Genomic DNA, 21,988 nt, shown 5'->3' on the forward strand with positions numbered 1-21,988 from the left:
GTAGGCCGCTTGCTTTATCTTTTCTTTCGTCTGATTTTAGCACATAGGGAGGACACTTCCGCTCATGGTATTTGAGAGATTACAGTTGTGCCACCACCAATATTTGCTATTCAATCCGAACATTTTTTTCGTTTTTTGTCTCTACAAATCTAAAGAATTATTTTTTCAAATTCCAAATACAATTTTTCAATACCTCTTAATTTTTCATCCCTTAAATGCTCTGTATCCCTTATAAACATTACACTTCAAAGCGAATGTATATTTTTTATTAATTTTTAAAATCCTGATTTTATCCTAACGATTATCTCTGACACACCCTTTTACAAAGGGGTAATATTAAAAAAAGCGATTATTTTCAAAATTTACCCTCATAATCTAATGACAATAACAGAAAAATTAATTTTCTTAAAAAAGCTCTGAAAAACCTGATTTTACTGGCAAAAGAGGGATCTAATTTTACCTACTCAAACGTTAACATTTCATTAAGTAAAGCAATTTAAATTTGCAAGTAAAAAATTAATTCATACATTTGACACAGAATTAACGCACAAAACAGCGATGAAAACAGTACCTACATACATTTCTAACTTTTATTATTTCTGGTTTTACTTTTATCCAACAAGATAAGGGCGAGAATTGATATGTAGTAATACGAAGAATATAAATCAAAGGTCTTGCCCAACAGGTAAGACCTTTTTTTATGAATAAATTGAAGCATGAGTAACAGAGCATTTACATACCGATTTTACTTTTATTATTTCTGGTTTAACACAAATCGGGCGGGATGCCTTATACCATAACTCAAGTAAAAAGTATAAACGATCCTGCCTGAAAAGAGCAGGATTTTTTTTTGAACAAAACCAAAACCACAATTTTTAACAAACATAGAAATGATTCAACCAGCTAACAGAACCCAGGTAATTAAGGAGTACTACTTCTCAGTAAAACTGAAGGAGATTGCTCGCATGAACGAGGGTGAAGTAAAAGTTCTAAACCTTGGGATTGGAGATCCGGACATGACTCCTTCCGAAGACACATGGAACTCTCTTAAGGAAGCATGTATACATCCAAAAAGTCATGGATATCAGAGTTATCAAGGAATTCCTGCCTTGCGCCAAGGATTTTCAAACTGGTACAAAACCTATTTTGATGTGGATATCAATCCTGATAATGAAGTTCTTCCGCTAATGGGATCAAAGGAAGGCATCATGATAACTTCTTTGGCTTACTTAAATGAAGGTGACGAAGTTTTAATTCCAGATCCATCCTATCCTACTTACAGGTCGGTAACCAATTTACTGGGAGGTAAAATCATTTCTTATCCGCTTTGCGAAGAGCAAAATTGGCAGCCTGATCTTGATGAACTGGAAAAAGGAGATTTATCAAAGGTGAAAATCATGTGGATCAATTATCCACACATGCCAACAGGAGCAAGAGCAAGCAAAGATTTGTTGAAGAAGATTGTTACATTTGGCAGAAAGCATAAAATATTGATTGTGAATGATAATCCCTACAGCTTTATCTTGAATGATCAACCAATGAGCATTATGAACATTGAAGGTGCAAAAGATTGTTGTCTGGAGTTGAATTCATTAAGTAAATCGCACAATATGCCAGGCTGGAGAGTTGGAATGATCTGCGGAAGCAAAGAACTTCTGGAACCGGTTTTAAAAGTAAAAACCAATATGGACTCAGGAATGTTCTATCCGGTACAACAAGCTGCTATTAAAGCACTAAGTCATGACAACAGCTGGTATGAATCTATTAACCAGGTATACAGAACCAGAAGAGAATTGGTTTTTTCATTAATGAAACTAATCAATTGTACGCCAAGCCAAGATCAAAGTGGAATGTTTGTTTGGGCATCTATTCCTGATCAATACAAGGATTGCTACGAATTAAGTGATGAGATTTTAAAACAGGCTAAAGTATTTATTACTCCAGGAGGAATTTTTGGAGAACAGGGAAAAAGATACATCAGAATTTCTTTATGCAGCAGCGAATCTGTAATCAATGAAGCAATTCAACGTATCGAAAAATCAAGAAAAAACTAAAAAATGATAGTTTCAGTTATAGGATTAGGATTAATTGGTGGCTCTATTGCTTTGGATTTGAAGCAAAGAGGATTTGCTGACAAAGTGATTGGAGTGGACAATAATCCTATGCATGCACATCAAGCCAAAAAGTTGGGTATAGCAGATGAAATTCAGGATTTAAGAACTGCGGTTGAATCATCTCATTTGGTGATCCTTGCTATTCCGGTAAGTGCATGTCTTAAATCTCTTCCGCAAATAATGGACATGGTAGATCAGCAAATCGTAACCGATTTGGGATCGACTAAAGAACAATTGATTGAATCAATCACAAATCATCCAAAGAGAAAGCAATATGTTCCTGCACATCCAATGGCAGGTACCGAATTCTCTGGTCCACAAGCTGCACACTCAGGATTGTTCGATGGCAAATGCTCTATCATTTGTAATCCTGAAGATTCGGATAAAAAAGCGGTTAATATCATTAGCGACATGTTTCACACATTACAAATGCGATGTGTTTACATGGATGCAGAGGTACATGATAGACAAACTGCCTATGTTTCCCACCTTTCGCACATCAGTGCATTCGCCTTGTCGCTTACCGTTTTGCAAAAGGAGAAGAAGGACAAACACATCTTTGAATTGGCAAGTGGTGGTTTCGACTCCACTGTTCGTTTGGCAAAAAGTTCGGCTGCAATGTGGACTCCAATTTTTCATCAGAACAAAAAGAACATTGGAAAGGTTCTTCAAAAATATATCGATACTCTGCAGCAATTTAAAGATCGAATTGAGAATGATGATTTAGATGGAGTTAATGATTTAATAAACGAAGCCAATGACATTCGCAGAGTTTTAGATAAAAAAGAAAGAACCGAAGCAGAAACCATCAAGAACGCAAAAAGAATAAGAAGAGCCTGAAAAGGATAAAGTAATTAGGAATAAGTTAAAAACAAGAAATAAACCAAATTTTTAATCACTCGGAAAAAGAGTAAATATCAAAGTAGCATGAGCAAAAAAATTGAAATAGCAGAGCTAAGCAGTTGGCCAATCGAAAATATTGACAGACCATTAATCATTGGTGGTCCATGTAGTGCTGAAACAGAAGAACAAGTACTAGAAACAGCAAGAGGAATTAAGGCAGCAGGAATTCCAATCTTCCGTGCAGGCATCTGGAAACCAAGAACTCGTCCAAACAGTTTCGAAGGAATTGGCGCCCAAGGATTAATCTGGCTACAAAAAGTTAAAGCAGAAACCGGAATGCTAACTGCAACTGAAGTTGCCAACGCAAAACATGTTGAATTGGCTCTTGGTGCAGGAGTAGATATTCTTTGGATTGGAGCAAGAACCACTGTAAATCCTTTCGCCGTGCAGGAAATTGCAGATGCATTAAGAGGAAAAGACATTCCAGTTTTGGTAAAAAACCCTATTAATCCTGATTTGGAATTATGGATTGGTGCAATTGAAAGACTTAGTGCAGTTGGAATTACAAAATTGGCTGCTATTCACCGTGGATTCTCAACGTACCAAAAGTTAAAGTACCGAAATGATCCTCAATGGCAGATTCCAATTGAGATGAAAAGAAGATTGCCTAATTTACCTATGTTCTGTGATCCTAGTCACATTACCGGTGACAGAGCTTACCTGGAAGAAGTAACTCAAAAATCGATGGACTTGAACTACGAAGGATTGATTATTGAATCGCACTGCAAACCAGAAGAAGCATGGAGTGATGCAAAACAACAGTTAACTCCTAAGTCTCTTGAAGAACTTTTAGCTAACTTAGTGCTTCGTGATCCTGAAGCAAACAACGAAGTAATCAATAATACATTGGGAGAATTGAGACACCTGATTGATGATTTCGACCAGAAACTTCTGGAACTACTGGAAAATAGAATGCAAGTAGCCAAAACAATCGGACATTACAAAAAAGAGAATAACATTACAGTATTACAGAATAAACGTTGGGGACAGATTCTTGAAAAGAGCCTTGAAAACGGTAAGAAAAAAGGATTCAGCGAACAATTCATTAATAATTTGTTCAAAGCAATTCACCAGGAATCTATCAACCAGCAGGAAGACATCATGAATTCGTAACTTGAGATAAAAGAATTTAGATATGAGAGTTAAGGTATTTAATTCTCATATCTATCCTCTAAAATCTAACATCTATTAAAAAATGAAAAGCATACACATCGAAAATCAGAACAGTACAATCTTAATTGGTGAATCCTATCTTAACATTAAAAAATACTTGCCTGAAAAGAAGTGCTTTTTAATTTGCGATGAAAATATATACGCTCATTACAAAAGTTTTATCGATGATTTTGATCACATCATAATTGGCTGTGGCGAAGGGATTAAAACCTGGTCATCGGTAGAGAAGATTGTAGAAAAATTGCTTGAATCTGGAGCCGATAGAAACAGTTACCTATTGGGAATGGGTGGCGGATTGGTTTGTGATGTTACAGGCTTTGTTGCTTCTATCTTTATGCGAGGATTAGAGTTTGGATTCATCTCTACTTCCCTATTATCGCAAGTAGATGCAAGTGTCGGCGGAAAAAACGGAATCAATTTTGGCAAGCTCAAAAATATGATTGGTGTTTTCAATCCTCCCCAGTTTGTAATTTGTGATCCGCAACTGCTAAAAACATTGCCTGAACGCGAAGTAAGAAGCGGTTTTGGAGAGGTGATTAAGCATGCTTTTATTAAGGATAAAGAACTTTTTCAGTTTTTGAAAAATCATCAGGAAGCACTTCTGAATCTGGATTCTACTCTGATGGAAGATTTGATTTACAGAGCAGTCTCTATCAAAACTGATGTTGTAAACAATGATCCTTTCGAGAAAGGCGAACGCAAAAAATTGAATTTCGGTCATACCATTGGTCATGCCATTGAAAACAATTCTGATCTAACACATGGTGAGGCTGTATCAGTTGGAATGGCTTTAGCTACAAAATTATCAGAAGAAATGTGTGGATTGAATACTGAGGAAAGCTCAGAAGTTCTTTCTCTTCTTAGAAAATTTGAGCTACCAGTAACTCATGAAGTTTCAGCGGAAACCATCAATGATTTTCTAATCAAAGACAAGAAAAAGAATCGTTCATCTATTGACTTTATTCTCTTAAACAGCATTGGAGAAGCATGCATCAAGTCAATTCCAATTGAAGATTTAAAAAGCAAAGTGATTCAGCTTTGCAAGGACCCAAAACCAATACAATAACCACAAAACAATGAGAGTTCGAATTCAAAATTCAAATATAAAAGGGAGCTTAACTCCTCCCAGCTCAAAAAGCATGATGCAAAGAGCATTGGCGGCAGCAGCTCTGGCAAAAGGTGAAACAATCATTCTCAATCCATGCAAATGTGATGATGCCTCGGCAGCGACTGGTATCATAAAAAAAATGGGAGCTGAGGTAAAACATTTAGGACATAAATTGATTGTAAAAAGCAATGAATTAAAGGCGCCTGAATCAGTAATGGTTGGAGAATCAGGATTATCATTAAGAATGTTTTCCCCCATTCTGGCATTAAATCCTGAACAAGTAGAGATTAATGGTCGAGGAAGTATATTAAAACGCCCAGTTCATAATATCCTGGAAGGCTTGGAAGAGTTGGGGATTACATGTGAAAATCCTGGCAAAGGCTTACTCCCTTTTCAATTGGAGGGCGGATATAAAAATAACAAGGCAGTAATTAATGGCGCTTTAGGTTCTCAATTCCTAACCGGACTTTTAATGGCTTTGCCATGCAGGAAGGAAGATACAATCCTGGAGGTAACCAATTTGAAAAGCATCCCTTATATCAATATGACTCTTGATTTGTTAAAGGATTTTGGGATTGAAATCAGTCACGAAAATTACAAACGCTTTACCATCAAAGGCAATCAGCAATACAAAGCCACGGAATACACCATTGAAGCAGATTGGAGTTCAGTAGCACCACTTTTGGTAGCTGGTGCATTGAAAGGAAAAGTTAGCCTGGAAAATTTGAATCCATATTCATACCAAGCGGACATTGCCATTCTTGACGCCTTGAAAAAATGTGGCGCAAGTTTGCACTGGAAAGAAAACAGTCTGACTGTGGAAAAGAAAGCATTAAACGCATTTGAATTTGATGCTACCCACTGCCCTGACCTTTTCCCTCCTTTGGTAGCTTTAGCGGTTCACTGTAATGGTGATACCAGGATTAAAGGAGTACATCGATTGGAGCACAAAGAAAGTAATCGAGGCATTGTTCTGCAGAAGGAATTTGGAAAACTGGCCGTGCCAATTCGAATTGAAGGAGATGAAATGGTAATTCCAGGAGGAAGATTAATTGGAGGCATCACAAACAGTAATAACGATCACAGGATTACAATGGCATTGGCTGTAGCCGGATTAAATTCGAAATATCCTGTCGAAATCGGTGATCATGATTGTGTTGCAAAATCTTATCCTGATTTTTTCAAAGATTTGAGAAAGATTGGTGGTGGAGTTGCAGAATTCTATTTCAAAAGTCAATTCGTATAAAAATCTATATCAATGATTATAGTTAGTTCCTGTTTGGCAGGTATAAAATGCAGGTATGATGGTAATGACAATCTGGTACCTGAAATCAAAGAACTGGTTTTATCGGGAAAAGCCATCGCATTGTGTCCTGAAGAATTAGGAGGCTTGTCTACCCCACGAACTCCTTGCGAAATTGTGAAAGAGGACAATCAATTAAAGGTGATGACAAAGGATCGAGTTGATTGCACATCACAATTCCTTCTGGGAGCTGAAAAGGTAGCCGAAATTGCAAAAATTCTGGAATGCAAACAAGCCATTTTAAAAGCCAATAGTCCATCTTGTGGATGTGGAATGATTTACGATGGCAGTTTCACAGGAAATAAAATCAAAGGAAATGGGCTAACTGCAGAACAATTGTTGAAACAAGGAGTTCAAATCAAAAATGAAATGAATTTTAAAGAATAAAATAATACACTAACGATGAAAGTCGAGCCTTCTATACACACAAGCAAATCTGGCAAAGAAATTACACTTCGTGAGGCAAGTATTTCGGATACTCATTCACTTAGAAATTGTATTCTTTCCTATATCAATGGAGTTACCATTCCTTTTACAAGAGAGGAGTTTGAAAAGTCTGATGAAGATATTGAAAACTGGATCAATGAGCTAAACGCTGCTCCAAATAGTTTATTGCTTATTGCTGAGTATGAAGGTGAGATCATAGGCAACATTGATGTAATATCCAGCAGAAGAAGCATGCTCCAGCATACGGGATATATTGGCATGGGTGTTCATGAAGATTGGCAAAACAAGGGAGTTGGTTCTCTTCTGTTTCAGAAAATGATTGATTGCTACGAAAGAAATCAGGAAATTGAACTTTTATGGCTACAAGTATTTGGAACTAACCTATCGGGCTTGCACATGTACAGCAAATTTGGTTTTGAAGAGAATGGCAGGCAAGAAAAATTCATAAAAACACATGATGGCGAATATATTGACAATGTTATCATGACAAAAACATTAATTTAGAGCACACTTAGCATAAGAAACATAGAACATGAACAATTTCGGAAGAATATTCAGATTAAGCATATTTGGTGAATCACATGGTAAAGGGGTTGGCATAACCATTGATGGTTGTCCGGCAGGAATTCCTCTTACAGAAGAAGATTTAATGCATGATTTAGGTCGCAGAAAATCTGGAGCAAGAGGAACCACTCCAAGAATTGAAAAAGATTTACCAGCCATTTTAAGTGGAACTTTTGAGGGAAAAACTACAGGCGCTCCCTTAATCATCCTGTTTAGAAACAAGAATACCCAATCAAAAGATTACAGCAATTTATTGGATAGTCCACGTCCTGGACATGCCGATTTTGTGGCGCAGCATAAATTTGGAAAGAACAACGACTACACTGGGGGCGGTCACTTTTCAGGTAGAATTACTTTGGGAATTGTAGCTGCTGGTGTGGTAGCGAAAAAAATATTGGGAGATGTTAGTATTGATGCAAAACTTACCGAAATAGGTGGTAGAACCGATTTCGATGCTGCCATTGAGGAAGCTCTGCTAGAGCATGATTCCATTGGAGGAATTGTAGAGTGTAAGGCAAACAATCTTCCAATTGGATATGGAGAACCATTCTTCGATTCAGTTGAATCAATGATTTCCCACCTGATCTTTGCCATTCCTGCAACTAAGGGTATTGAGTTTGGTTCAGGTTTCGAAGCGGCTAAAATGAAAGGCTCGGAGCACAACGATAACTTTATCGATGAAACTGGAAAAACAGAAACCAATCATGCGGGTGGTATCAATGGTGGAATTACCAATGGCAATGAATTGGTTTTCCGAGTAGCCATAAAGCCAACCTCATCCATTGGGAAAACTCAGAATACCATGAACTTTGCCAAAGGAAAGGTAGAAGAACTGCTGATTGAAGGTCGTCACGATGCCTGTATTGCACTTCGCATCCCGGTGATTATTGAAGCTGCTACTGCCATTGCATTGGCAGACTTAAAACTAATAGATCAAGCTAGAAGATAATACCGATACATAATTGTTGGTACAATAGGTCACTGCATGTTATACCAATTGTATATCAAAATGATTGATAAAATCATTTTGCTTATTACAATGGTTAATGCCGATATATAATTTGTTAGTCATTTGGAGTAGCATGAACAAATGGCTCATACAAATTAATAATCGGTATTATATATTAAGACCTATGTTTCAATCAATGAAAAGAGATGCCATTGGGTGTCTCTTTTTTTGTATCCTTAGCATGAAATCAAGCAGTTTCTATAAAATTAAGGAGCCCGGATGATAGTCCGGGCTCACAACAGGCATATGCGCGTTAATTAAATGATCCAAAAATTAATGCCTGAATATTATTGTGTAAGACTTGATTACAATCCTGCACTGATAAGGAATGTTGCAGCAAATGCAATGATCGCATACAATTCCGGGAATACAGCCAATACCATTGTTTTACCAAAAATATCATGTCCTGATCCAATTCCTGCAATACCATTAGAAGTAACACCACCTTGGTTTAAAGCTGAAAAGAATCCTACAAAGCCTAAAGTTAAACCCGCAGCTAAAATAGCAACCGCTTGAAGCATTGTCATGTCAGCGGAAATTACACCTGAACTATTAATGATAAAGAAACCAGCAAAACCGTATAAGCCTTGAGTACCTGGTAATGCACTTAAAAGCAGGAAACTACCAAAACCTTCCGGTTTTTTCTTCAATGCTCCAACCGTTGCATTTCCCCCTTTTGAAACACCAATTGCGCTTCCTACTCCTGAAAAAATAAGCATTATAGCTAATCCAACATACGCTAGAATAATTGCTGTAGTCATAATAAATCTCTCCTTTTTAAATATTAATTATTATTCGTTTTAATTTTGATTGTTACAGTTTATTTGAAAAGGGTTTATACCCTTCACCACCACCCTGAAATCCTGCATTTTTATAGAATTCTACAAATGTTAAACGCATTGGGTGAACAAATGATCCAAGCGAGGAAATCAGTATGTTTAAAGTATGTCCTATCAATAGGAAAATGACAAAGAACACAGGTCCCAAAATTTTAGACGATCCTAAAATTTGCATCGCAATATCATTAATCACAAAACCAAGAATCGCACTTGACAATCCCAATGCAAAAAGCCTGATATACGATAAAAGATCTCCAAAAATGCCTGTTACCGTTGAGTATACATCCCAAACTCCTTTTCCAATTCTTGAGAAAACATTTACTTCAGGATCACTAAAAAACAAGATAAAGAAGCCTCCTATCGATAAAATAGAGTACAAGAGCACACTATTCTCAGATATGATGTCTGTACCTGTTAAAACTGCATAGGCAAGTCCTCCCAGGATCGTGATTAACCATCCAAAAGTTGCTAAAGAATAAACAAATCCATATTGTTTGATCTGATTTGCTGCTTTAATGAACAACCCGTAAATGATTTGTATTCCACCCAACACGAGTGCCAGATTAAACATTTTATCAGGATTCAGAAATAATGATTTGTATTCTGCAATTACCGGTATTTCTGTTTCTATTAAGTTGACTCCAAATAAGGTTCCTGAAATTGTTCCAAAAACAATTGTAGCAACACCCAATAACTGAATCAAAGACAAAAATGGTTTTACCTCTTTCTTGGCTTTGAACTTGTATAATCCTGCACCAATTACAAACAAAAGTCCATAACCTGCATCTCCCAGGCAAAACCCAAAAAACAACATAAAGAATGGCGCAAAAAATACAGTTAAATCCAATTCTGAATAGGATGGCAAAGAAAACATTGCACCTACTGGCTCAAATAACTTACTAAAGCGATTGTTCTTTAATAATATTGGAACTTTATCCTTTAAACTTGCCTGATCTATATAATGCAAGACCTTTGTTCTCTTAATAAATTCATCAACCTCGGTCTTGCATGTTTCCGGAACCCAACCTTCCAGCACCATTAATTTTTCTTCAAGCTCGAAAGATGTATTACTTACTACTTCATTGATTTTTAACAATTGAAGATTTTCCTGTTTACTCTTTTCGAGAAGAGGAATAGAACTTGCTGCATAAGCATCAAAAGCTTCATTGATTTCATCAATTTTGCATTCCAATTCCTTAATGGTATTCTCTATTTCAGTCATCCCATAACCAGGAATATTCACCTCTTCAGCATCCATTGTAATTTCCGCGACTCCTTCCTGCACAAGAATAAAGTAAACCTTACCATTGTTTTCAGAAATCATTTCTACCGGAAGATTACTTTGAAGTAACTCCTCGAACTTCTTCTTGGATCCGATGAAAAATCTGAGGTATATATCCTGCTCCTTAAGTTTTTGAATGCTATCCATAGAAAATTCCCCCCATGGTTTTGCAATTTCAAGCTCTTTATATGCAGCATCCAATTCTTGTTGCAATGCAGCCAAATCCTTTTGTTTCTGCTTTACATCCTCAACAAGTTTAAGTACATCTTTATCGTTGGAATCAACTCCCTCAGCAATTTGTCTTTTTTGCAGGAATTGAATCAAAGAATCAATATCAGATACGAATTGATGCTTAACATCGTCTTCTGCCTTTTTAATATTATCCTTTTCAACTACATGCAGTACTCCAAGCTCCTGCAGTTCCTTCAAGAAATCTTTGTATTCCTTGTGATAAATAAGGAATGAGTATTTTTGCATTGGAACAATCATGATTCAGCCTCCTGTTTTTGTTGACGATTCTTAACTATTTTCTGAGAAGATTTTGAAAGGTTTTCCTCATCCTCCAAAAATCGTTTTATCTTTCTGATTGCATCATTATAACCAGGAATTTGAACCTTTTCGTAAAGATTAACTTTCTGCGTAGTTTTTCTTCTGGCATAGTTCAGCAACTCCATTTTTCGATTATAAAACTCGCGTTCCAAGACAATTTCACCTAATTTCTTCAGGATACAGATTCCTTCGGCATACCACTTTGGGTTTTCAAACAAGCTGTAATCCTCGATATGAAAATCTACCTTCTCTAGAACAGGAGTTTTAACCCCAGCTATTTTTTTTGTACTTGTTTTGATATCTGCAATCGAAATCAAATTGGAATTGAACTCGTTCCAAATTCCTGGAGATATGGAGTAAGCGTCCATTTTATGCAACAGTTGCTCATCCAAATCTTTAACCTTTGCTTTTGCTCTTTTCACCTCAATACGCAAGGCTGTTTCCTTATTTTTTATCACAGGAAGAGCCTTCTCTCTCATTTTAAGCTGCTTATCAAGACCTTGGAGAGCTGTTTTATTGTATTGAAATTTAATTGCCATTTCTATTTCCGTATTTTTCTACCAACTCAGCTTTAATACCAATCTCCGAAACAGAAAAATGACTGTTTAAAAGATCCCATGCCGTATTGGTCATTTCGTCTATATCAATGTTAATATCTATAGCCAAGAGTTTCTCTGAATAATTCTTTGCAAACTTGATTGTTCTCTCATCATAATCCGTTAAATCAAAACCATTTTCCAACTTTGTTTTTGCATTAGCGGCATCGGCATATAAACGAATGGATGCATTCATTACCTGAGGATGATCTTCTCTTGTCTTTTTTCCAATAACAAGTTGCTTTAATCTTGACAAGCTTCGGAACGGATCAATGATTACCTTTCCAATATCCGTATCTCTTCTCAAGAACAATTGTCCTTCAGTAATATATCCCGTATTATCAGGAATTGCATGAGTAATATCACCGCCTGATAAGGTAGTAACTGCAATAATGGTAATGGAACCTCCCTCAGGAAATTGTACTGCTTTCTCGTATAATCTTGCCAAGTCACTATAAAGCGAGCCAGGCATACTATCCTTGGATGGAATTTGGTCCATTCGGTTGGATACAATACTTAAAGCATCTGCATAAAGTGTCATATCTGTTAAGAGCACCAGTACATTCTTGTTTTCTTCCACTGCAAAATATTCAGCAGCAGTTAAAGCCATATCCGGCACCAACAAACGTTCTACAGGTGGATCATCAGTGGTATTTACAAAACTTGTGATTCGATCCAGTGCTCCTGCATTTTCAAAAACATTTTTGAAGAACAGGTAATCATCATTGGTTAGCCCCATACCTCCAAGTACAATCTTATCCGCTTTGGCACGCAAAGCTACCATTGCCATAACTTGATTAAAGGGCTGATCCGGATCTGCAAAAAATGGAATCTTCTGTCCTGTTACCAATGTATTATTCAAGTCGATACCTGCAATTCCTGTAGCAATCAATTCTGAAGGTTGCTCTCTTCTAACCGGATTAACCGAAGGACCTCCAATTTCAATTTCTTTCCCATCAACTTCAGGTCCGCCATCTATTGGTTCTCCGTATGCGTTAAAGAATCGTCCACTCAATTCCTCTCCTACGGTTAATTTGGGTGCATGCCCTAAAAATATAACCTCTGCATCCGTTGAAATTCCTTCCGTTCCCGAAAATATCTGTAGTGTTATTAAATCTCCTTCGATTTTAACCACCTGAGCCAACCGACCATCAACCGAAGCCATTTCCTCGTACCCAACACCTTCTGCCCGTAAGGAGCAAGTTGCCTTCGTGATGTGTTCAATTTTTGTATGTATTTTTTGAAATGCTGTTGTTCCCATTTTCTTGTATTATTGTTACTTTATTCACGAGACTTATTAATTCATCATGATCTTCTCGTTGATAATTCCATCAAGTTCTTTTTCGAAATTCTGAAATGGCTCAGATTTAAATTCAGAGTAGTTCATCTGTTTGCAAACATTGATGATTCTTTTGAAGTATGGATTAACTTCTTCGAAAGTCTCAAAATTGAATTTAGCGTTGTATACTCCAAGAACTTTCTTCATCATATACTGCTGTCTTTCTATTGAAGAAGAAGCATCAATCTTATCAAATGCATCTTGCTGTAGAATTACAAAATCGATAACTTCGGATTTCCAGAACTCCTCATGATAATCAACCGGCACACCATCATCACCAAGAATATTGATCTGCTCATAGGCTTCTCTTCCCTTAATCAAAATATTCTTCGCCTGAAGTATATTATCAACCCACTCCGGAGAAACATTTTCCTTTATAAAATCCTGTAATTCCGGGTATTCAATATATTTTGAGTAACTATCAACAGCATCAATTGCCGGATATCTTTTTCGATCTGCTCTCTCCTGTGAAAGGGCATAAAAACATCTTGCTGCTTTTTTGGTTGATTCAGTCACAGGTTCTTTCAGGTTACCACCGGCAGGTGAAACCGTTCCTACAAATGTTACCGAACCCGAATTGCCATTATTTAAAAACACGAAACCGGCACGTGCATAAAAATTAGAGATGATAGCTGGCAAATCCATAGGGAATGCATCCGGACCAGGCAATTCTTCCATCCTGTTCGACATTTCACGTAAGGCCTGAGCCCAACGAGAAGTAGAATCAGCAAGTAAAAGTATTTTTAAACCCATGGAACGATAATACTCTGCAATGGTCATTGCCGTATAAACCGAAGCTTCACGAGCAGCAACAGGCATATTCGAAGTATTTGCAATAATTGTGGTTCGCTCCATTAACTTTCTTCCGGTTCTTGGATCCTCTAATTCAGGGAATTCAGCAAAAATCTCTACCACCTCATTCGCACGTTCACCACAAGCTGCAACAATAATCATATCAGCATCAGCTTGTTTCGAAAGAGCATGCTGCAATACAGTTTTTCCTGTTCCAAAGGGACCTGGAATAAAACCTGTACCACCTTCTACAATTGGATTTAAACTGTCGATTACACGAACTCCGGTTTCCATCAATTTGAAAGGACGCGGTTTCTCGCTATAAGATTTAATAGGCAGTTTCACAGGCCATTTCTGAACCATACAAATCGGAATCTCCTTCCCATCTGCATCTATCAATACCGCAATGGTATCATATATTTTATATTCCCCTTTCGCTACAATGCTTTTTACGGTATAAGTGCCTTCAAACTTAAAAGGAACCATTATTTTATGCGGCATCCAGTTTTCCTTAACTTCACCCAACCATGAAGCAGCCACAACAGCATCGCCTTCCTTTGCAATAGGAGTAAACTCCCAAAGTTTATCATCATCCAAAGCAGCAGTGTAATCTCCCTTTTGTAGCATCACACCTTCCATTTTATTCAAATCGTGCTGCAATCCATCATATATTTTAGATAGGATTCCCGGTCCTAGAGTCGCTTCCAGCATATGGCCGGTAAAAACCACTTCGGTTCCAGGTCTAAGTCCCCTGGTGCTTTCAAAAACCTGTATATATGTATTTTCCTTACTAATTCTAATGACCTCTGCCATTAGTTTTACTTCGTTTGTGTGGATATAGCAAATCTCGTTTTGCGAAACTGGTCCATCAACCTTAACCGTCACAAGATTGGCAATAATTCCAACCACCTTTCCTTTTGTATTCATTGTAAGTTGTATTTTTTAAACCTTTCTAATTCTCAGCTGTTTTACTATTTCTCAAGCTAAACTCTTCGGAGAATTCATAAGTACTTTTAAGATTATGAATCAATTTGGTAAACAGCTCCTTGCCTGATTCGTCATCAATTTTCATCCAACGATCAACCATCTCACATTTGATGATATAGGCCAGTATGTTCTCAATCGTAAAATAATTGAACAGCGTTTGCTCATCAAGAAACTTCCATCTGATTAAATCCAGCTCCTTCTCCTTTGCGGTGATATCCATATCAGATTCAGCAATCTGAAGGATTTCATCAGCATATGGAACATGCTCCAATAAATCTTCCGAATTTGAATAATCTGTCAAAAGATAGCTTAGCAATGATTGGTTGTGAGAAGTGAAAATCAAATGTTTCCTTAGTTCGTAATTGTACTTTTTACAATTCACAGCCGTTAGAATATTCTTCATATTCAGATCAAACAGAAACCACCCTTTCAGAAATTTGTTCTTCGTCTTCAGCACATACTCATAATAGAATTCCTGTAGCTTATTCAAATCATTTTCCTGATCAATCTCCCTATTAAATTCCTTAAGTAAATCACGCATGTACTCAAGCAGACTTGTAGGCTCGTTGATCTGCTGCTCTAAATATTCCTGGGTATAATTCCCCAGTGGAACAAATTCATCTTCTTCATTAAAAAGCAGATTCTGGAAGTTTTTATTGTCGTATTGTAAGTACAACAATTTCGCTAAATCATAATCCTTTGAATGAAGCTGTTCTGTAATTTCATTTTTAAACTGCAGACTTAAATCTCCATCCCCTGCCTTTTTTCTTTCAAGAACCAAATCAGGAAGTCCGGATATCAAGCAGTAGTAACTTCTTTTAAATAATGTAAAATCCATATACATTCTACTCCTACAGATTAGTCAAAAATCAACTTCTTGGTCTTGTCTTTCAAATAGCTTTTAAAGTAGTTTTCAAAACTCTCATCCGTGAAGTTAATGTGGTAACTACTGTCTTTAGGTGCAATCTTAAATCCATTTTTTATGGTTGGTATAAAGTTGATTTCCAAACCGGCATTTAATATCTCTTTTGCCTTCTCATTAAAAAACTTAGTCAACTCGGCTTCATCCTCCTTAGAAAGCAATAGATTAACACTCATTGATTCTGCACTTTCGGGATTCCATTTGTTAAGCATGCTAAGAATCATATTTTGCACAAAATCTTTATCCTTAAACGCCTCCTGTACCGTAGTTTCAACCTGGGCATTTACAATTTCATTTGAGATTTGATGCTTTAAAGAGCTTGTAAATTGTCGAGCAGCTAATTTTAATTCCGATTCTGTATTCTTTCTTACTTCTGATGCTTTCTCTTGCATTTGCTTGCTAAGCTCTGTTTCCATCTTTTTCGCAGATGCAATAATTTCCTCAGCTTCCTTTTTTGCTTTGCTGATAATTACCTCCGCTTCTTTCTTCGCCTCTTCAATACCTTCCAGATAAATCTTATCTGTTAATTGCTTTATTTTATCGTTTGTACTCATAATGTATTAGTTTATAGTTGCACACTTCTTGTCATCATTAACTATCGGACAAGATCAAACTCACCAACAGATATTCTTTCTGTATAAAATTTATAGGATCAAGTTATCCGAAGCCAAAACAAGACACATCTTCTTGCTTATCAAGAACATTTGAAAAGGCCAGCAAATACAAGACTTACAGATCTTTTTTACATCAATAGTTTTGTTCTTATTCCTTTGAATTTTTGACTTGATGAAAGTATATGAAAAAGAAAGCCCTTAAAACAGGGGCATCCCCATTCCTTACATAGGGATTACCCTACTTTTTAGGCTCATACCCGGCAAAGAAACATCTGCTTCAAAAATGCCATTCATATCTATAGGCAATTCCACATTCGAAAAGAAGCCCCTTTACAAGCTCCTCAAATTTCCGTAACTTACTTTATCTATTGATTTTTAAGATATTAACTAAACTTAAACCAAAATGAAAAAATTCGGAAATCTAATCAAGATAGGTGCTCTGCTGATCTTGTTTTCTTTCATGGCTTTTAAAATATCAGCGCAACAACCACAAATCAAAAAGCGAATTGCAGTCTTTGTGTTTGAAGATAAAACCGATAAAAGCTGGAGATGGTGGAACAACAAAGGAGTTGGCGATGGAGTAAGTGATATGCTGACCACGGCATTGGTAAAATCAGGCAATTACAGGGTAATGGAACGTGCCGAAATTGATAGGATCCTGAATGAGCAAGATTTTGGTCAGTCTGGTAGAGTTACCCAACAAAGTGCAGCAAAAATGGGTCAGGTTTTGGGAGTTGAGATTGCTGTAATCGGATCGGTATCAGAATTTGGTTACAAAAAAGGAGAAACCGGCGGTGCTGTTAAAGGCTTAGGAATTGGTGTATCGAACCAGCAAGCTGTAGTGGGTGTGGATGTTCGCATGGTAAATACAAATACTGGAGAAATTATTACTGCAGAGAATGTCAGAAAAAAGAAATCGGCAAAAGGCCTTAAACTAAGAACCAATAAACTCGCTTTTAAGGACCAAAAGGATTTTGACGAATCGTTGGTTGGAAAAGCAGCTCGGGAAGCCATTGAAGATGTAGTAGCCATGATAGATAACAACGCCAATAACATACCTTGGCAAGCCAAAGTAATCACCGAAAAAGGAGGGGTTGTGTTTATCAACTCAGGAGAAGCAGATGGTTTGCAAGTTGGTGATGTATTCGCTGTTTATAGCAAAGGTGAAGATCTTATTGATCCTGACACTGGCATTTCGCTGGGAAGTGTTGATACCAAAATTGGTGAAATCAAAATTACCGATGCCAGTGTAGGAAATGGAAAAGCTTCCAAATGTTCCATTGTACAAGGAAGCGGATTTGCCAAAGGCAATTTTGTGAGGATGAAGTAATAGAAACATTCATTATAAACAAAAACGCAAGATGAAATTTTATCTTGCGTTTTTTTGATCTTCTTTACATACATTATTCTTATTAAGATTTTCTAATTCAAAATTTCCATAACCTGAATAATATCTAGAGTCTTTCTATTTAACACAATTCAATCATTTTAATTTATTTTCACACCTAACTTATTCAATTGTTTTCATAAATTTGATTCTAATCAAATAAGAAGTTTCAATTAAAGATGCTCTAAGTATTATTTTTAAATGATATTGAATGTATATAAAAGAATTTCTGATAGAAAATTTCAGATCAATTGAAAAATTAAAACTAAAATTCAATAAAGGAGTTAACATTATCATAGGTGAAAATAACTCTGGAAAAACTGCAATTATTGATGCATTGCGAATTTGTTTATCCTATGGAAGTTTAAGCCGTGATGTTTACATTAAGAAAGATGAAGATTTCTTCATAAATTCCAACATCCCAAACCACGAAAGCAACGAAATTAAATTTGATCTAATTTTTCAACCTGAAAACCAACTAGAAAGATCAATATTTACAGATTTCATAACGCAAGAGCCAAACGATTCTAATGCTCAAACAATCGAGTTACACTTTCGATACTTTCTAGAAATTAGAGGTGATAAGAGTATTTTAAGATGGAGAGTATGGGGCGGAGAAAATGAAGGACAGCAAGTTCCAATTGAAGCCTTACAATTAATAAATAGTACTTATTTAGGAGCATTAAGAAATGCAACAGAAAAATTGAAACCCCATTCATATGGTAATAAGATTGCAACCCTTTATCGAAATCTTAAAAATTATTCTGACGAAAATGATATACAAATAACATTAACAAAAGAACAAAAGTCAACTCTTGCTCAGGAATTAAAGGATCAAGTAGATAATGGAAATTGGAATAAAGTTGTTCAAACAGGAAATAAAAAAGTACTCGAACACATTACTCATTCTACCATAAATGGAAAAGAACCAAATGTTGAATTTAGCTTTTTGCCATACACCTACGAAGGAATCGTCGACAATATAGAAGCAAGAAAGCCTGTTTACATTCCAAATGGCGAACCTATTCTCGAGCAAAAATATTTCAAGGTTAGCCAAAATGGTTTGGGAGAAAACAATATTATATATGCAGGTACAGTGCTTGGAGATTTAATAGATAGTTCCACAGGAAATGTTAGAGATAGTTATTACAATGCATTATTAATAGAAGAGCCTGAGGCACATTTGCACCCTCAAAAACAAAATACCTTCTTTCAATACTTAAGCTCTCTCAATAACTTAGAAGTTCAAATTTTTATTACCTCCCACTCTCCTACAATTACTGCTAAAGCCAACTTAGATTACATTACTGTTCTCCAAAGAGATTCAAATAAGATTTCTTCATTTTCAATAAATAACTCTGAACTTGACCAGAACAATAAAAAATACCTATCGAAATTCCTTGATGTAACTAAATCCCAATTATTCTTTGCCAATGGAGTTATATTAGTTGAAGGGATTTCGGAAGCACTTCTTTTGCAAGTATTCTCCGAAATAATAAACGAAGATTTGGAAAAGAATGGTATCGAAATAGTAAATCTAAATGGTGTAGCATTTAAGCACTTTGCAAGGCTATTTAATTCAGATGTTGAAGAAAGAAGATTATTGGCTAGATGTACATTACTTACAGATGATGATAAAGGACAAATAACAAATAAAGCATTCAATAACGAATTAATTGATGAAGATTCGTCAAAGGCTGTGTTCAAAATTTTAAAAGAAAATAATGTCATAGATAAACTGAATCGAATCCATACTGAAGATCTAACAGACATAAATTTTCCAGATAACATTTCTGCAGAATCAATACAGACTAAGCTTAGAGAACTAATAGACAAACCATCTGACAGAGCTGTTATAGCTGAAGGATTTACTGGAGGAGTATTAAAAACAAAGTTTGCCGAAATTACATTTGAATATGAATTAATGAAGGCCAGTTCATTTAACATTAGATTAATTCGCTCAATCTATAGAACAATGCACCCAAGAATAAAATACATCTCATCGCAAGAACCAATTGAGAAACAATCATATCATATTTTGAAAAAATTATATTCGAATAAAGATAAATCAGAATTAGCTCATAGGCTTGCTGTTACTTTAGATGAATGCGAGCATTTGAGAAAGCGTTTTGTAATTCCAAATTATATTCAAGAAGGTATAAAATGGGTAACGAAAGGAATAGAATAATGCCATTAAGTGAATTACAGCAAAATATAGTAAACGCAACTGGTAAAGTTGTTGTAAAAGCTTGCCCAGGTAGTGGAAAAACCTACTCCGTAGCTGCAAGAATAGCTCATTTTATAAAAAATAAAGATTTTCATCACAACGGTATTGCAGCAATTTCGTTTACAAATACTGCATGGAAAGAAATAAATGAAAAATTAACCTCTGATTTTAATGTTAATACACCCTTACCATACCCGCATTTTATTGGAACTATCGATAGTTTTCTTAATCAATACATATTCTTACCATTTGGACACTTAGTCTTAGGAACTAATCAAAGACCAAATCTTGTAGGTGAACCACATTCACATTGGAGTGGAAAATATTATAAAGATTCTTTCTTTGACAAAATATCAATTAATATAGAAGGTGATTTTTATGATAAAATTGGCAGTCGAATACCAAATAGAATTAAGGGTGGTACAAATGATGTATACTCAATAAAAGCCCAAATACTTAAGAAAGGATTTTGTAATCAATCAGATGCAAATTATTACTCATTACAAATTTTAAGGAAATACCCACAAATAGCTAAGAATATTGTCAATCGATTCCCTCACTTCATTATTGACGAAGCTCAGGATACCAATGACATCCAAATGGAAATCATCAATATTCTAGTTGAAAATGGTTTAGAAGAAATAATGCTCATTGGTGATCCTAATCAAGCCATTTTTGAATGGAACAATGCTAATCCGTTACTTTTTGAAGAAAAATATCAGACTTGGACCCCATTAACGCTAAATGAAAACAGAAGAAGTTCTAAAAAGATATGTGACTGCTCTAATGCTTTTATTGGCAATGAAGTATCAAACCCTATAGAAGGAGAAGAAATAACAAATTTTGATTATACACCAATCGTTAGGTCAATTAAAAATGATGATGAAGTCCAAAATACTATTGATGAATTTTTAAGAGACTGTGAAGATCGTGGAATTGAAATTTCAAATGAAAATGTAGCTATTCTTTATCGCTCTAAAAGTTTTAAAAGGTATTTTGGAGAAGAGCAAATTGAATTTGATAATCAACCATGGAAAAGTGGCGCCTTTCATTTAAGAGATATCGTTCAAGGAAAATATCTATTAGAGCAAGGAAAATTTAAAAATGGATTTAAATTGATTGAGCAAGGGTATTTTAAAGGAACAATGAAAATTTCTCATGTAAAAAGAGAACAGATTCAAAAGATTATCAATGAAATTGGGTTTGTACCATATCGAAAAATGTTATTCGATTTTATAGATTCACTACCTGATACAAACAAAAATCTTAATGATTGGCTGGAACAAGCAAAATTAACTTTAGAAGAAAAAAGAATAGAAATAGATTATACCAAAACAAAAGCATATGTACACATTAGCAGCTTGTTTGATATACAAGAAAAGGATGTTCTTCCCTATTATCATGGCACAATACATTCTGCTAAAGGATGTACCTTCGAAGCCGTTTTAATTTTATTAAGTGATCGTGCTAGCAATTCTGGCACTTATAGAAATTTATTCAAAGAAAATTACAATCAATTAAATTCAAACAAGCAAGAAGAACTAAGAATAGTATATGTTGCTTTAACTAGACCACGAAAAGTCTTAAATATTGGCGTCCCAGAGGTAGATTTAGAATTGTGGAAAGATAAGCTATCAAAGAAACCTGTACAATTAACTCTATTTGGATAGTTTTTCTTCGTAAAAACCTGAATTTTTAGTGTTATTTCCTGAGCTTTTAACCTTAAATCCTGTTCTTTTAATCTTAATTCTTGTGTTTTCAATATTGAAAGCTGAGTCTGCAACATTGCAAGCTGAAGTTTCAATATTAAAAGTTCAGCTTTCAACGTTAAAA

18 protein-coding genes are annotated in these 21,988 nt (G+C 35.6%); 11 read left to right on the forward strand and 7 right to left on the reverse strand.

The genetic code is table 11. The annotated features are described in order from the left end of the window. Nucleotides 1-890 precede the first annotated feature (890 nt). From ACKPCA_RS07305 to ACKPCA_RS07340, 8 genes are all read left to right on the forward strand, one after another. Entirely contained in the window at nucleotides 891-2,054 is a 1,164-nt protein-coding gene (locus ACKPCA_RS07305; RefSeq protein ID WP_321282224.1) for a pyridoxal phosphate-dependent aminotransferase, read from the forward strand. A gap of 3 nt (nucleotides 2,055-2,057) precedes the next feature. Further along, complete coding sequence (locus ACKPCA_RS07310; RefSeq protein ID WP_321282225.1) at nucleotides 2,058-2,954, forward strand: prephenate dehydrogenase; 897 nt, start codon at nucleotides 2,058-2,060, stop codon at nucleotides 2,952-2,954. 87 nt (nucleotides 2,955-3,041) lie between these two features. Beyond that, nucleotides 3,042-4,130: a bifunctional 3-deoxy-7-phosphoheptulonate synthase/chorismate mutase type II gene (locus tag ACKPCA_RS07315; protein ID WP_054720246.1), complete on the forward strand. Its 1,089-nt coding sequence runs from the start codon at nucleotides 3,042-3,044 to the stop codon at nucleotides 4,128-4,130. Between the two features lie 82 nt (nucleotides 4,131-4,212). Further along, the gene (gene aroB / locus ACKPCA_RS07320) at nucleotides 4,213-5,256 is read left to right on the forward strand and encodes a 3-dehydroquinate synthase (protein WP_321282226.1); all 1,044 of its coding nucleotides are present in this window, start codon (nucleotides 4,213-4,215) and stop codon (nucleotides 5,254-5,256) included. A 10-nt stretch (nucleotides 5,257-5,266) separates the two neighbouring features. Continuing rightward, on the forward strand, nucleotides 5,267-6,544 hold the full coding sequence (gene aroA, locus ACKPCA_RS07325; protein ID WP_321282227.1) for a 3-phosphoshikimate 1-carboxyvinyltransferase: 1,278 nt from the start codon (nucleotides 5,267-5,269) through the stop codon (nucleotides 6,542-6,544). Between the two features lie 12 nt (nucleotides 6,545-6,556). Continuing rightward, nucleotides 6,557-6,988 (forward strand): 2-thiouracil desulfurase family protein, encoded by a 432-nt coding sequence (locus ACKPCA_RS07330; RefSeq protein ID WP_321282228.1) that lies wholly within the window; start codon nucleotides 6,557-6,559, stop codon nucleotides 6,986-6,988. 15 nt (nucleotides 6,989-7,003) lie between these two features. Continuing rightward, nucleotides 7,004-7,552 carry a GNAT family N-acetyltransferase gene (locus tag ACKPCA_RS07335; RefSeq protein ID WP_321282229.1) on the forward strand — a complete coding sequence of 183 codons (549 nt, stop codon included), beginning with the start codon at nucleotides 7,004-7,006 and terminating at the stop codon, nucleotides 7,550-7,552. 28 nt (nucleotides 7,553-7,580) lie between these two features. Next, nucleotides 7,581-8,561: a chorismate synthase gene (locus ACKPCA_RS07340; RefSeq protein WP_321282230.1), complete on the forward strand. Its 981-nt coding sequence runs from the start codon at nucleotides 7,581-7,583 to the stop codon at nucleotides 8,559-8,561. Between the two features lie 365 nt (nucleotides 8,562-8,926). On the opposite strand, the gene ACKPCA_RS07345 is transcribed toward ACKPCA_RS07340, so the two are convergent. Genes ACKPCA_RS07345 through ACKPCA_RS07375 form a run of 7 tightly spaced genes read right to left on the reverse strand, consistent with a single transcriptional unit; the run spans nucleotide 8,927 to nucleotide 16,481 of the window. Continuing rightward, complete coding sequence (locus ACKPCA_RS07345; protein WP_054720257.1) at nucleotides 8,927-9,382, reverse strand: ATP synthase subunit K; 456 nt, start codon at nucleotides 9,380-9,382, stop codon at nucleotides 8,927-8,929. A 52-nt stretch (nucleotides 9,383-9,434) separates the two neighbouring features. Next, the gene (locus ACKPCA_RS07350; RefSeq protein ID WP_321282231.1) at nucleotides 9,435-11,231 is read right to left on the reverse strand and encodes a V-type ATP synthase subunit I; all 1,797 of its coding nucleotides are present in this window, start codon (nucleotides 11,229-11,231) and stop codon (nucleotides 9,435-9,437) included. Beyond that, complete coding sequence (locus ACKPCA_RS07355; protein WP_054720262.1) at nucleotides 11,228-11,830, reverse strand: V-type ATP synthase subunit D; 603 nt, start codon at nucleotides 11,828-11,830, stop codon at nucleotides 11,228-11,230. Before ACKPCA_RS07355 ends, ACKPCA_RS07350 begins: the two co-directional genes overlap by 4 nt. Beyond that, nucleotides 11,820-13,148 (reverse strand): V-type ATP synthase subunit B, encoded by a 1,329-nt coding sequence (locus tag ACKPCA_RS07360; RefSeq protein WP_321282232.1) that lies wholly within the window; start codon nucleotides 13,146-13,148, stop codon nucleotides 11,820-11,822. Before ACKPCA_RS07360 ends, ACKPCA_RS07355 begins: the two co-directional genes overlap by 11 nt. Nucleotides 13,149-13,184: 36 nt before the next feature. Continuing rightward, nucleotides 13,185-14,945, reverse strand: coding sequence for a V-type ATP synthase subunit A (locus ACKPCA_RS07365; RefSeq protein WP_321282233.1), 1,761 nt, complete (start codon nucleotides 14,943-14,945; stop codon nucleotides 13,185-13,187). Between the two features lie 25 nt (nucleotides 14,946-14,970). Next, on the reverse strand, nucleotides 14,971-15,843 hold the full coding sequence (locus ACKPCA_RS07370) for a DUF2764 family protein (RefSeq protein ID WP_321282234.1): 873 nt from the start codon (nucleotides 15,841-15,843) through the stop codon (nucleotides 14,971-14,973). A 20-nt stretch (nucleotides 15,844-15,863) separates the two neighbouring features. Further along, nucleotides 15,864-16,481, reverse strand: coding sequence for a hypothetical protein (locus tag ACKPCA_RS07375; RefSeq protein WP_321282235.1), 618 nt, complete (start codon nucleotides 16,479-16,481; stop codon nucleotides 15,864-15,866). A 463-nt stretch (nucleotides 16,482-16,944) separates the two neighbouring features. Here ACKPCA_RS07375 and ACKPCA_RS07380 point away from each other — a divergent pair, with 463 nt between their 5' ends. The 3 genes from ACKPCA_RS07380 to ACKPCA_RS07390 all read left to right on the forward strand — a co-directional run bounded on the left by ACKPCA_RS07380 (nucleotide 16,945) and on the right by ACKPCA_RS07390 (nucleotide 21,825). After that, on the forward strand, nucleotides 16,945-17,871 hold the full coding sequence (locus ACKPCA_RS07380; RefSeq protein WP_054720270.1) for a CsgG/HfaB family protein: 927 nt from the start codon (nucleotides 16,945-16,947) through the stop codon (nucleotides 17,869-17,871). Nucleotides 17,872-18,139: 268 nt separating this feature from the next. Continuing rightward, on the forward strand, nucleotides 18,140-20,116 hold the full coding sequence (locus ACKPCA_RS07385; RefSeq protein ID WP_321282236.1) for an ATP-dependent nuclease: 1,977 nt from the start codon (nucleotides 18,140-18,142) through the stop codon (nucleotides 20,114-20,116). Continuing rightward, nucleotides 20,092-21,825: an ATP-dependent helicase gene (locus tag ACKPCA_RS07390; protein ID WP_321282237.1), complete on the forward strand. Its 1,734-nt coding sequence runs from the start codon at nucleotides 20,092-20,094 to the stop codon at nucleotides 21,823-21,825. The genes ACKPCA_RS07385 and ACKPCA_RS07390 overlap by 25 nt, the downstream gene beginning before the upstream one ends. Nucleotides 21,826-21,988: the final 163 nt, after the last annotated feature.

Origin of the sequence: Marinifilum fragile (assembly GCF_963677365.1) — a bacterium.
GTDB lineage: Bacteria > Bacteroidota > Bacteroidia > Bacteroidales > Marinifilaceae > Marinifilum > Marinifilum fragile.